Origin of the sequence: Stenotrophomonas sp. JC08, assembly GCF_052180205.1 — a bacterium.
Lineage (GTDB): Bacteria > Pseudomonadota > Gammaproteobacteria > Xanthomonadales > Xanthomonadaceae > Stenotrophomonas.
This window is the reverse complement of record NZ_CP197473.1, coordinates 2176801-2189138: the sequence shown is the minus strand read 5'-3', so window position 1 is coordinate 2189138 and position 12338 is coordinate 2176801. Positions and strand designations below refer to the sequence as shown.

Here is a 12338-nt window from a genome sequence, read left to right as displayed (position 1 = left end):
CGGATTGTCTTTGCTATCGTTCCCCGATTTCCATGGCCTGACAGGTGAAGCCGGATGCCGCATGACGCCACTGCCGCCTGCAACAGGTGCGCTGAAAGCAGCGGGGCGTCTTCGTGTATCCGGTCGCGATGCCTGCCTGCCCCGGTGCGCTTTTCCACAGGCTGGTGGCCGGTGCGTGGTGTGTGGCTGCTGCTCCTGTTGTGTCTGTGCGCAGGGCCGGCGGCGGGCTCGCCGTCGACGCCGCTGGACGGTTATTTCAAGGAAGTCTGGACCACCCGCGAAGGACTGCCGCACAACCTGGTCCATGACATCGTGCAGACGCACGACGGCTATCTGTGGTTTGCCACCTGGGAGGGCGTGGCGCGCTACAACGGGATCGAGTTCCGCGTCTTCGACCAGCGTGACGTGCCGGCGCTGCGCGACAGCGGGGTGCTTGCCCTGCGGCTGGCGCGTGACGGTGGCCTGTTGCTGGGAACGGCGAGCGGTGGCGTGGTGCGCTATCACGCAGGTCACTGGAGTGTCTGGCCCGGAGCCGAAGCCATGCCGCGCGACCAGGTCATCGACCTTGTGGAAGGTCACGACGGTGAATTGTGGGTCGGTACGCACAGCAGTGGTGTGCTGCGCATCGACAGCAATGGTGTGATCACGCCTTTCAGCATGGAGGCGGGCCTGCCCAGCCGTTCGGTGCTGAAAATGCTGCAAGGCGAGGACGGCACGATCTGGGCCGCCACCATGGGCGGGCTGGCGCGCTACTCCGGCGGCCGTTTTATCGCACAGGGGGCGGCGCAGGGCCTGCCGCCCGGTCAGGCGTTCTGCGTGGTTTCCGGGCCCGATGGCCGCGTCCATGTCGGCATGGAGCGGGGCGTATGGCGTCAGGAGGGGGAACGCTTCGTGCCGCTGGCGCTGGACATGCCGCCCAGCAACGTCACCCGGCTGCGGGTGCAGGCCGATGGGACACTCTGGCTGGGCACGATCACCGGCCTGTATCGCCATCGCAAAGGCTATGGGCTGGAGCGGATCGGCAATGCCGACGGCCTGCCCAACGAACAGGTTTCCGCCCTCTGGCAGGATCGCGAGGACAGCCTGTGGGTCGGCACCAATGGCGGGCTGCTGCGCCTGCGTGATGCGCCTTTCAGCACCTTCGGTGTGCGGGACGGACTGCCCAGCGCCTATGTGCGCAGTGTGCTGGCCGATGCACAGGGCACGCTCTGGATCGCGACCAGCGATGGGTTGGGCTGGCTGCGCGATGGCCGGTTTGGCGCGGCCGACAGTCGTGACGGCTTGCCGGGTGACTCCCTGCTCAGCCTTGCCCGTGCGCGTGATGGCGGTGTCTGGGTCGGCAGCTACAGCCATGGCGTGGCGCTGTGGGATGGCCGTGTGCGGCGTCAGCTGGACAGCCGCAGCGGCCTGACCGGCAACCAGGTACGCGCGTTGCTGGAAACCGCCGACGGTACGTTGTGGGTCGGCACCTCGCGTGGATTGAACCGGGTCGATGTGCGGGGCGTGCGGCATTACACCGTGGCCCAGGGCTTGCCCAGCAACTTCGTCATTGCCTTGCACCAGGACCGGCACGGGGTGCTGTGGGTGGGGACTTCCAACGGACTGGCGCGGATCGAGGGCGAGCAGGTCCGTGCGTATCCACTGCGGGAGTTTGATGCCAGCAATGTGTTCGGTCTGCACGAAACCGATGACGGCACGCTGTGGCTGGCGACCAACCAGGGCCTGATCCGTCGCCGTGGTGAGGACATGCGCCTGATCGGCACGGCGCAGGAATTGCCGGTGACGAAGGTATTCCAGGTGCTGGAGGATGGCGAGGCCCATTTCTGGCTCACTTCCAACCGCGGCATGTTGCGGGTGGCCCGGCGCGAGCTGGAGGCCATGGCCGATGGCCGGCAAGCGGCCATGGACGTGGAGTGGTTCGACGAGGGTGACGGCTTGGCGAGTGCGCAGAACAACGGCAATTCCGGGCCAGCGGCGTGGCACACGGCCGACGGCCGGCTCTGGTTCGCCACCGCCGGGGGACTGGCGATGACCTCTCCCGGACGCATCCACGAGCTCACCCGCAAGCCGCCACCGGTGGTGATCGAAGAAGTGCGCGTGGACGATCGCCCCGTGCCACTGCAGACCACGCTCCGCCTGCCGCCGGGTACGCGCAAGCTGGAACTGCACTTTGCCGGGCTGAGTTATCAGATTCCCAAGAAGATCCGTTACCGCTACCGGCTCGATGGTTTCGATCCGGACTGGGTCGAGCGCGGCTCACTGCGGTTTGCGCAGTTCACCAATCTGGCGCCGGGTGAGTACGTGTTCCGTGTCGCCGCCGCGCATCCCAACGGAGGCTGGAGCCAGGAGGAGGCGCGCATCGCGCTGCAGGTCCAGCCGCAGTTGATGCAGCGCAGGGACTTCCGGCTCGGGTTGGCGGCGCTGGCGCTGCTGGCGCTGTACGGCCTGTATCGCTGGCGCGTGCATGCGTTGCAGGCGGCCAAACGCCAGCTCGGTGCGCAGGTGGATGAGCGCACCCGCGATCTGCGGGTGCAGGCCGAGGCATTCGAGCGCCAGGCGCGCGAGGATCCACTCACCGGGCTGATGAACCGGCGTGCGTTCGATGAAGCACTGGCACGGGAGTTCGCCAGTGCCGTGCGCGATGACACACCGCTGACGCTGGTCCTTGCCGATCTGGACCATTTCAAGCGCATCAACGACGGGTATTCGCATATCGCCGGCGATGCCGCGCTGCGCGTCGCCGCTGACACCATCCGCGCACATGCCGGCAAACGCGTGCCCGTCGCGCGCTGGGGGGGCGAGGAATTCGTGCTGCTGTTCCCCGGTCTTGCGCGCGAGGACGTGCTGGCGCGCTGCGAGCAATTGCGTCAGGCGGTGGCCGCCATCGATACCTCCGGCTTTGCGCCGGGATTTTCGATGAGCATCAGCATGGGCGTGGCCGAGCGGGTGGGGCTGACCCATCATGAAAAGCTGATCAACCGCGCCGATGCAATGCTCTACGAAGCCAAGCGAAACGGGCGCAACCGGATATGCGGATGATGCCGGAGTGTTCCCGGCGCAGGGACACCTTCCGGAGTCACCATATTTCTGCGGGAATCAGGCCGGCGACGGACGTCATGTTCACAGCTGTCGTCCCGACAGGCGGGATTTTCCTTGTTGCGCGCCTTGCAGGCGTAGCGGCCGTGCAGGATCAGCCGGCCCGCAGTGGTGGATCGGCGCCATTGCGTTGAAGCCGCGTCCGCGGCAGGCAATGCTGCCGCATCAGGCGGTGGTCTTGTCCCGGTAATGACACAGATCACGGATCACGCATTGCGGGCAGTCCGGCTTGCGCGCCTTGCAGACGTAACGGCCGTGCAGGATCAACCAGTGATGTGCATCCTGCAGGAACTCCTCGGGAATCACCTTCAGCAGCCCGTCCTCCACCGCGCGCACGTCCTTGCCCGGAGCCAGCCCGGTACGGTTGGCGACGCGGAAGATGTGGGTATCCACCGCCATCGTCGGCTGGCCGAAGGCGGTGTTGAGCACCACATTGGCGGTCTTGCGGCCGACACCGGGCAGGGCCTCCAGCGCGGCGCGGTCGGCCGGTACCTCGCCGTCATATTTCTCCACCAGGATCGCGCAGGCGGCGATCACATTCCTGGCCTTGGCGTTGAACAGGCCGATGGTGGCGATGTAGCGCTTCAGCCCTTCCTCGCCCAGCGCGAGGATCGCGTGCGCGGTATTGGCTACAGGGAACAGCTTGCGCGTGGCCTTGTTGACGCCGACGTCGGTGGCCTGCGCCGACAGTGTCACCGCCACCAGCAGCTCGAACGGCGAGCTGTATTCGAGCTCGGTCACGGGATTGGGGTTGAGCTCGCGCAGGCGGGTGAACATCTCCCGCACCTGCTCGCGGCTCATGCGCTTGCTGGCCCGCGGTGTGGCTGTTTTCTTCACCGTCGCCGCGGTTTTTCCTGTGGTGGCTTTTCCGGGTGCGATTTTCTTTGCCGCAACTTTTTTCGCAGCGGTTTTCTTCACGGCAACACTTTTCATGACGAAGGCTTCTGCGCGGCCCGCGCCTTGGCACGGGCGAGGATCGCGGCCGCCGCCGAGGGCAGGGCGGGCTTGCTGTCTGGCGGCGGCGGCGGGGTACGGCGCGCTTCACGTTCGGCGGCACGTCGCGCCAGGCGCGCATCGCGGGCGCGGTAGCGCTCGCGGGCCGCCCAGGCGATGCGCAGGCGCTGCTGGGTTTCCAGCAGCAGCTGCGATTGCGCCGGGGTCAGTGTGGTGTCGTCCGGTGCAGCGGTGTAGTCCATCAGGCCGGCACACACCGCTGCATCCAGATTGTCCTCGACAACAAGCTGCAGCAGCTGTTGCGGTGAAACGGGAACAGCGTGCATCGGTCGTGGCTCAGCAGTTCTTGAATTCGGGCTTGCGGCGTTCGAGGAAGGCGCTGGTGCCTTCACGCATGTCCTGGGTGGAGAACGCCAGGCCGAACTGTGCGCTCTCGTATTCCAGCCCTTCCTCGATACCGCACTCGCCGCCGACATTGATCGCATCAAGGATGCCGCGCAGCGCCAGCGGGGCGGCACCGGCCAGCTGGGTGGCGATCTTCAGGGTTTCGGCCTCCAGCTCGGCGGCGGGCACCACGCGGTTGACCAGTCCCAGCTGCTGCGCGCGGAGGGCATCGATCGGCGCACCGAGCAGGCACAGTTCCAGTGCGGCGGCGCGGCCGGCCAGACGCAGCAGGCGCTGGGTGCCGCCAAAACCGGGCAGCAGGCCGAGGTTGATTTCCGGCTGTCCGACCTTGGCGCTGTCGGCGGCGATGCGCAGGTGGCAGGCCATCGCCAGTTCCATGCCGCCGCCCAGTGCAAAGCCGTTCACCATGGCGATCACCGGCTTGTTCAGGCGCTCAATGCGGCGCATCAGGCGCTGGCCGAGCAGCGAGAAGTCGCGGCCCTGTACCGGGGTAAGCGCATTCATCTCGGCGATATCGGCCCCGGCCACGAAGGCCTTGGGGCCGGCGCCGGTCAGGATCACCACCCGCACGTCATCGGCCTGTGCGGCCTCGGTGAATGCCGCGTCCAGCGCCTCCAGCGTCTGCCGGTTCAAGGCATTGAGTTTCTCCGGGCGCTGCACGGTGATGGTGCGGATGGCGTCGCGGGTATGGATGGAAACCGGTGCCTCGGACATTGCGGCCAAACTCCTCGATAACGTTAAAAAAAAGTAAGTGCGGAACTCTTTATGTCGGTGACCTGTCTGAACTGCGGTACGCAAGTGGCGGTCAGCCTTTGTGGCCGTTATCCTAACCCGTCGCCTCAGGCGGCATGCTTGCCTTGAGACACCCTTCCTGGAGAACTGTTTGATGAAGTTGCGTTCAATCGCGGTCGCCGTGGCCGCCCTGGCCATGACCGGCACCGCATTCGCCCAGGACGTCTCGTCCGAGAAGGGCAAGCTGAGCTATTACTTCGGCTATGACTACGGCAACAACCTGGCCGAACTCACCGGTCGTGGCGAACAGCTGGACATCGCCTCGGTGGTCAAGGGTCTGCAGGATGCCTACGCCAAGAAGCAGCCGGCGATCACCGCCGAGCAGCTGAAGCCGGCCGTGGAAGCCTTCCAGCGCCGTGAGCAGGGCCGTGCCGAAGCCGCCAAGGCCGAGTATGAAAAGGCCGCTGCCGAGAACAAGACCCGCAGTGACCAGTTCATGGCCGCCAACAAGGCCAAGGCCGGCGTGCAGAGCCTGGCCAGCGGCGTGCAGTACCGCGTGATGGAAGCCGGCAACGGCGCCAAGCCGACCCAGGCCAGCACCGTGGCGCTGGAAGTGGCCGGTCCGTTCCCGTATGGGCAGCGCCCCAGCGAAGCCCGTCCGGCGCAGTCGATTCCGTCGATCAAGCTCAGCGAGGTCGAGATGGCGGCGATGCGCGAAACCCTGCTGCAGATGCCGGCCGGCTCCAAGTGGGAAGTCACCCTGCCGCCGGAAAAGGCCTACGGTGCTGACCCGCGCACGCCGTTCCCGCCGAACGTGGCCGTGCAGTTTGAAATCAAGCTGGTCAGCGTGAAGTAAGCGCGGCGCCAGTGAAGTGAAGCGAATTGCGCCGGTGCCAAAACGCCGGCGCAATTTTTTTGCGGCAACGATGGCTATCGTCGGCCCGCAATCGCGTTAGGCTTGAAGGGTGTTGTTGCGGATGGATGCTGTACGTGGAGCCGTCACCAGTCCCTGTATCGGTATGTGCTCGCTGGATACCCGCGGCTATTGCCACGGGTGTCTGCGTACCGGCGATGAGATCGCCGGCTGGTTGCGGATGGAGGCTGCCATGCGTGCTGACATGATCGATAACGCGCTGCCGGCACGCAGGCTTGCGCCGGATTCGCTGGCGGGTTTGCTGCCCGATGCCGCGCAGCTGCTGCGCGCACTCGATCCGCTGGTGACCGTGCCGACCGGCAGGGGCTGGAACCATGCGGAGCTGGCGGACATCCTGCCCCCCGGGACGCCGGCCGAGGCGGCGGTGCTGGTCGGGCTGGTGCCGCGGCCGCAGGGCGTGCAGATACTGCTGACGCGACGCACCGAGCATCTGCGCCACCATGGCGGGCAGGTCGGTTTTCCCGGTGGCAGGATCGAACCGCGCGATCGCACTCCGGCCATGGCGGCGATGCGCGAAAGCAACGAGGAAATCGCCCTGCAGCGCGAGCAGGCGCAGATGCTGGGGTATCTCGAACCGTTCCTGACCATCACCAGCTTCCGGGTGACACCGGTGGTGGCGGTGGTCGACCCGGCATTCGTGCCGGTGGCCGATCCGTCGGAAGTGGCCGATGTGTTTGAAGTACCGCTGGCGTTCCTGATGGACCCGGCCAATCTGCGCAAGGTCGAAATGGATTATCGCGGCCGTGTGCGGCATGTCTTCGAATACAGCTGGCCGGCGCAGCGCATCTGGGGCGCGACGGCAGCCATCCTCTACAACCTGCGTTGCCGCCTGGAGCAAACGTCATGAACCTGATGAACCCGCCGTGGACCACGCTGGTGGATGTCGATTCGCTGGCGGCTGCGCTGCAGTCCGCTCCGGCCTCGGAGGTGGATGCGCACGCTGGTGACGCCATGGCCATACGGGTGGTGGATGCACGGTTTTCGCTGGCCGATGCTCAATCCGGTGCCGCGCAGTATGCGGTCGGGCATCTTCCAGGGGCGGTTTACGCCGATCTCAACCGTGATCTTTCCGATCTGCAAAAGAAGGGGCATGGTCGCCATCCGCTACCGGACAGTGCCGCGTTCGCCGCGACACTGGGCCGCTGGGGGATCGGCCCGCGGACGCAGGTGGTGGTCTACGATGCCGGCGATGGCAGCATGGCGGCGGCACGGCTGTGGTGGCTGCTGCGCCTTGTCGGGCATCGCCCTGTCGCGGTGCTGGATGGCGGCCTGGCGGCCTGGCAGGCCGCCGGACATGCAGTGGAAAGCACGGTGCCGGCAATCACGGCGCTGCCGGCTCACCCGGGGCGGTTCGATCCGGCCCAGGTGGTGACTGCCGATGAGGTGGCCGCGCGGCTGTCACAGGTGCCGGGCTGGTTGCTGGATGCGCGTGCGCCGGAACGGTATCGCGGCGAGGTGGAACCGCTTGATCGCGTCGCCGGGCATGTGCCGGGCGCGGTGAACCGTCCGTTTGGTGACAGCCTGCTCGACGGCCGCTTCCGTCCTGCGGCAGAATTGCGCGCTGGACTGGAGCCGCTGCTGGCCGGGCACGCGCCGGACAAGGCGGTGGTGATGTGCGGTTCGGGAGTGACCGCGTGCCATCTGGCGCTGGCCTTTGAAATTGCCGGGCTGCAGGGGGTGCGGGTGTTTGCCGACTCCTGGAGCGGCTGGTCCAGTGATCCGGAACGGCCGGTGGCAACCGGCTGAGATGACGCGGTATCGGGCTGGCCTTCGCGCGGGATGCGTATCGGCCGGGGGAGGGGCCTGCGGGGGACGAGATGCGGTTGAGGATCAGCACAGTTCTGGCGGCACTTGTCCTGGCGTGTGGCGGATGCCTGCGCGGGGACGGGCGGGCTGATGCGGAGCTGCCCGGCTACCGGCAGCAGGTGGCGCAGTGGCGTGCGCAGCGGCTGGAAGAGCTGAGGGCGTCCGATGGCTGGCTGAGCTATACCGGTTCCGGCCGCCTGAAGCCGGGGCGCTACCGCGTCGGCAGTGCTCCGGACAACGAGGTGAGATTGCCCGGCGGTCCGGCACGACTGGGAATCCTGACGCTCGATGGCCACGAGCGGGCGCATATCGAAGTGGCGGCCGGCAGCGATGCGATGCTGGACGGGCAGCCCCTGCAGGCTGCCGAGCTGGTGCCGGAGCAGGCGGCGGATGAGCGGCCCGGCAGCCATATCCGGCTGGGGACGGCGGATTTCTATCTGGTCCGCACGGGCGCTGTCTGGGGCTGGCGTTACCGCGATCCCGACGCGGCTTCGCGGCGTGACTTCAAGGGCGTCGAGCACTTCCCGGTGGCACCGGAATGGCGCGTGGTGGCGCAGTGGTATCCGTTTCCGAAGCCGAAAGAGGTGGTGCTGCTGACGTCCATCGGCACACCGCTGCCGGCCGAGGAGCCGGGCGAGGCCCGGTTCGAGATCGACGGACGCCGCTACAGCCTGCGGCCGGTACTGCAGATGCAGGAATCCGAGGACCGGCATCTGTTCTTCCTGTTCACCGATCGCACCAGTGGCCGTGAAACCTATGGCGGCGCGCGCTACCTGTTTGCCAGCGCGCCCCGCGACGGCACCGTGGTGCTGGATTTCAACCGCGCGCAGAATCCTCCGTGCGCACTGACGCCGCATGTGGTGTGCCCGGTGGCCCCGCCGGGAAACCGCCTGGACCTGCGGGTGAACGCCGGCGAGAAGGTGTTCGTGTCCGCTTACTGAGCGGGCAGCGGCTGCAGCGCGATGGCCTGCAGCACCTGCGACCACGGGAACTGTGGGCCGGGGTCGCGCTTGCGGGGCACGGTCACGGAGGCATCGTTGCTGGCAGCGACCTGTTCGGTATCCAGCTGCTCGTGCCCGGCAATCCAGCGCAGCGCGGGCAGTTGCACCGCCAGATGATTCAACAGGCGGATGAGCGCGGTGATCTGCGCCGCCGGATACGGTTCGGCCATCTGCTGGTGGCGGGAATCGAGCCAGTGCGGATAGCGGCCGCTGTTGACCAGCTCGATGCCGACCGAGCGCGGGTTGAAGCCACGCACATGGTGGGCCACGCGTTCCAGCGCCACGTACTGCACGATGCTGCCATCGCGGTCGATATAGAAATGGCCGCTGTTGCCACTGCCGCTGTCATACAGCACGCGTTCGCCGTATTCGCGCGCCATGGCCAGGTCGGGCAGCTCGGTGCAGTGGATCACCACCAGATCGATGTCGGCGAGTGCCCGCCGCGCGAGGTGTTCCTCGTAGGGCAGCGGCGCGGAAACAACGGCGGGGGCGGAGGGCGAGGGCATCGCCGGATGCTAGCATCTGCGCCATGACTTACCCCGTATCCGGCAGGGCGCCATGAGCCGCGGCCACTGCATTCTTTCCCATGGTTTCGAGAGCGGTCCGGACGCGACCAAGGTCACCGCGCTGGCCGAAGTCGCGCAGCGTCTGGGCTTCAGCTGCGAGCGTCCTGATTACACCGATCTTGACGCGCGCCACGACATCAGCCGCGTCGGTGATGTGCCGCAGCGCCTGCAACGGCTGATCGAACTGGCCGGCGCCGCCGCCGTGCGTGGCCCGGTGGTGCTGGCCGGCTCCAGCCTGGGTGCCTACATCTCCGCCATCGCCTCGCTGCAGGTGCCCACGCAGGCGCTGTTCCTGATGGTGCCGCCGACCACGATGGGGCCGATGCCGGCGCTGGACGCGGCCAGGGTGCCGATCAGCGTGGTCCACGCTTGGCATGACGAGCTGATTCCCGCCGGCGACGTGATCGCCTGGGCACAGCAGCGGTCGGCCAGCCTGCTGATGGTCGATGACGGCCACCGGCTGGCCGCGCATGTGGAGGCCTCGGCGCAGGCTTTCGAGCAGCTGTTGCGCGGGCTGTAACGGCTGCGGCTACCGCCGGTGAGGGCGGTGGCGACCTCCATTGCCTACAATGGCGGCACTGATGCCCGTTGACCGGCGCGCCGTTGGCGTGCCCGCCGGGTGTCCTCCCTTTCCGACAGTCGATCCGATCCCGTGAAATTCTTTGTTTCCTGCGCCAAGGGCCTGGAGTACCTCCTCGCCGACGAACTGCTGGCGCTGGGCCTGCCCGTCGCCACCGCCACCATCGCCGGCGTCAATGCCGAAGGCGAACTGCGCGATGCGCAGCGTGTGGTGCTGTGGTCGCGGCTGGCCAGCCGGGTGCTGTGGCCGCTGGCCGAGTTCGAGTGCCCGGATGAGGGCTCGCTCTATCAGGGCGTGGTCGCGATGCCGTGGGAAGAACACCTGCATTCGGACCTGACCCTGTCGGTGGACGCGCACGTGTCCGGTACCGCGATCACCCACGCGCGCTTTGCCGCGCAGCGGGTCAAGGACGCGGTGGTGGACCGTCTGCGCGGCCAGGGCGAGGAACGGCCGTCGGTGAACACCGAATTCCCGGATGTGCGCATCAACCTGTCCCTGCGCAAGGGCCGGGCGACGATCTCGATCGACCTCAGTGGTGGCCCGATGCACCGGCGCGGCTGGCGTCTGTCGCAGAACGAGGCGCCGCTGAAGGAGAACCTGGCCGCGGCGGTGCTGCTGCGCGCCAACTGGCCGAAGATCCACGCCGAGGGCGGTGGCCTGCTTGATCCGATGTGCGGCAGCGGCACCTTGCTGATCGAAGGTGCGCTGATGGCCGCCGACGTGGCGCCGGGCCTGCAGCGCCACGGTAGCCTGCCGCCCAGCCGCTGGCGCGGCTTCGACCAGACGCAATGGAAGGAATTGATGGCCGAAGCGCGTGAGCGCGAGACGGTCGGGCGCGCCGCACTCAGGCAGGTCATCCACGGCAGCGATATCGATCCGCATGCGATCCGCGCGGCCAAGGAGAATGCCGAAGCGGCCGGTGTGGCCGAGGCCATCTGGTTCGGCGTGCGTGACGTGGCCGACATGCAGACACCGCCGCAGGAAACCGGTTGCGTGGTCTGCAATCCGCCCTATGACGAGCGTCTGGCCGCCGATACCGTGCTGTACCGCCGGATCGGGGATGCGCTCAAGCGCGCGGTGCCGCAATGGCGGGCCAGCCTGTTGTGTGGCAGTGCCGATCTGGCCTTCGCCACCGGCCTGCGTGCGCGCAAGACCTACCAGCTGTTCAATGGCGCCATCGAGTGCGCGCTGATCGTCTGTGATCCGATTGCCGTGCCGCAGCGCGAGCATGACGGTGCGCCACGCGAGCTGAGCGAAGGCGCGCAGATGGTGGCCAACCGGCTGCGCAAGAACCTGAAGAAGTTCAAGAGCTGGCTGGCGCGCGAGCAGGTCAGCTGTTTCCGCGCCTATGACGCCGATCTGCCCGAATACGCCGCGGCCATCGACGTCTACAAGGAAGATGGCGGCAAGGGCCGGGTGTTCCTGCATGTGCAGGAGTACGCCGCGCCGGCCGCGATTCCCGATGCCGATGTGCGCCGTCGTCGCAACGAACTGCTGGCCGCCGCGCGCGACGTCTTCGGCGTGCCGCCGGAGCAGGTGGCGCTGAAGTCGCGTGAGCGTGGCAAGGGCGGCAGCAAGTACGGGCGCTTCGAACAGCGCGGCGAGTTCATCATGGTGCGCGAGAACGACGCGCTGCTGCGGGTGAACCTGTTCGATTACCTGGATACCGGCCTGTTTCTCGATCACCGTCCGTTGCGCCGGCACATGGCCGGGCAGTCGCAGGGCAAGCGTTTCCTCAACCTGTTCTGCTACACCGGCGTGGCCAGCGTGCAGGCGGCGGTGGCCGGTGCCGACTCGACCACCAGCGTGGACCTGTCCGGCACCTATCTGCAGTGGTGCGCCGACAACCTGGCGCTCAACGGCAAGGGCGGCAGCCAGCACCGGCTGGTGCAGGCCGATGCGGTGACCTGGCTGGAAGCGGAGAAGAACCGTTACGACGTGATCTTCTGCGATCCGCCGACGTTCTCCAACTCGGCGCGCGCCGATGACTTCGATATCCAGCGCGAGCACGTGCGCCTGCTGCGTGCGGCAGTGGCGCGGCTGATGCCCGAGGGCGTGCTGTATTTCTCCAACAACTTCCGCCGTTTCAAGCTGGAAGAGAACGCCATCGCCGAGTTCGCGCAGTGCCGCGAGATTTCGCCCCGGACCATCGGCCCGGACTTCGAGCGCAACGCACGCATCCACCGCGCGTGGGAGCTGCGGCGGCTGCGGTAAGGGTCAATCCCTGCAGGAGCGACGTCGGTCGCGACAGTCTTTCCCGGCAA

11 protein-coding genes are annotated in these 12338 nt (G+C 67.2%); 7 read left to right on the top strand and 4 right to left on the bottom strand.

Annotated features, from left to right (window positions below; all coding sequences use genetic code 11):
- Positions 1–180: 180 nt before the first annotated feature.
- Positions 181–3039, top strand: a complete 2859-nt coding sequence (locus tag ACSBPQ_RS10040; protein WP_442682014.1) for a ligand-binding sensor domain-containing diguanylate cyclase — start codon at positions 181–183, stop codon at positions 3037–3039.
- A gap of 222 nt (positions 3040–3261) precedes the next feature.
- Here the strand turns inward: ACSBPQ_RS10040 and nth are convergent, their stop codons facing one another.
- From nth to ACSBPQ_RS10025, 3 genes are all read right to left on the bottom strand, one after another.
- Positions 3262–3897: an endonuclease III gene (gene nth, locus ACSBPQ_RS10035; protein WP_442682013.1), complete on the bottom strand. Its 636-nt coding sequence runs from the start codon at positions 3895–3897 to the stop codon at positions 3262–3264.
- Positions 3898–4025: 128 nt separating this feature from the next.
- The gene (locus tag ACSBPQ_RS10030; RefSeq protein ID WP_442682012.1) at positions 4026–4376 is read right to left on the bottom strand and encodes a hypothetical protein; all 351 of its coding nucleotides are present in this window, start codon (positions 4374–4376) and stop codon (positions 4026–4028) included.
- A gap of 10 nt (positions 4377–4386) precedes the next feature.
- Complete coding sequence (locus ACSBPQ_RS10025) at positions 4387–5169, bottom strand: enoyl-CoA hydratase/isomerase family protein (protein WP_442682011.1); 783 nt, start codon at positions 5167–5169, stop codon at positions 4387–4389.
- A 172-nt stretch (positions 5170–5341) separates the two neighbouring features.
- Between ACSBPQ_RS10025 and ACSBPQ_RS10020 the strand changes: the two genes are divergently transcribed.
- The 4 genes from ACSBPQ_RS10020 (at position 5342) to ACSBPQ_RS10005 (ending at position 8868) form a co-directional block, all read left to right on the top strand.
- Entirely contained in the window at positions 5342–6043 is a 702-nt protein-coding gene (locus tag ACSBPQ_RS10020) for an FKBP-type peptidyl-prolyl cis-trans isomerase N-terminal domain-containing protein (protein WP_442682010.1), read from the top strand.
- Between the two features lie 121 nt (positions 6044–6164).
- Positions 6165–6968 carry a CoA pyrophosphatase gene (locus ACSBPQ_RS10015; protein WP_442682009.1) on the top strand — a complete coding sequence of 268 codons (804 nt, stop codon included), beginning with the start codon at positions 6165–6167 and terminating at the stop codon, positions 6966–6968.
- Entirely contained in the window at positions 6965–7867 is a 903-nt protein-coding gene (locus tag ACSBPQ_RS10010; RefSeq protein WP_442682008.1) for a sulfurtransferase, read from the top strand. The genes ACSBPQ_RS10015 and ACSBPQ_RS10010 overlap by 4 nt, the downstream gene beginning before the upstream one ends.
- Before the next feature lie 71 nt (positions 7868–7938).
- Positions 7939–8868, top strand: a complete 930-nt coding sequence (locus ACSBPQ_RS10005; protein ID WP_442682007.1) for a DUF1684 domain-containing protein — start codon at positions 7939–7941, stop codon at positions 8866–8868.
- Here ACSBPQ_RS10005 and ACSBPQ_RS10000 read toward each other — a convergent pair.
- Complete coding sequence (locus ACSBPQ_RS10000; protein WP_442682006.1) at positions 8862–9434, bottom strand: N-acetylmuramoyl-L-alanine amidase; 573 nt, start codon at positions 9432–9434, stop codon at positions 8862–8864. The genes ACSBPQ_RS10005 and ACSBPQ_RS10000 overlap by 7 nt on opposite strands.
- A gap of 52 nt (positions 9435–9486) precedes the next feature.
- On the opposite strand from ACSBPQ_RS10000, the gene ACSBPQ_RS09995 reads away from it, so the two are divergent.
- Both ACSBPQ_RS09995 and rlmKL read left to right on the top strand, forming a co-directional pair.
- Positions 9487–10014 carry a hypothetical protein gene (locus ACSBPQ_RS09995; protein ID WP_442682005.1) on the top strand — a complete coding sequence of 176 codons (528 nt, stop codon included), beginning with the start codon at positions 9487–9489 and terminating at the stop codon, positions 10012–10014.
- Between the two features lie 132 nt (positions 10015–10146).
- On the top strand, positions 10147–12288 hold the full coding sequence (rlmKL, locus tag ACSBPQ_RS09990; protein WP_442682004.1) for a bifunctional 23S rRNA (guanine(2069)-N(7))-methyltransferase RlmK/23S rRNA (guanine(2445)-N(2))-methyltransferase RlmL: 2142 nt from the start codon (positions 10147–10149) through the stop codon (positions 12286–12288).
- Positions 12289–12338: the final 50 nt, after the last annotated feature.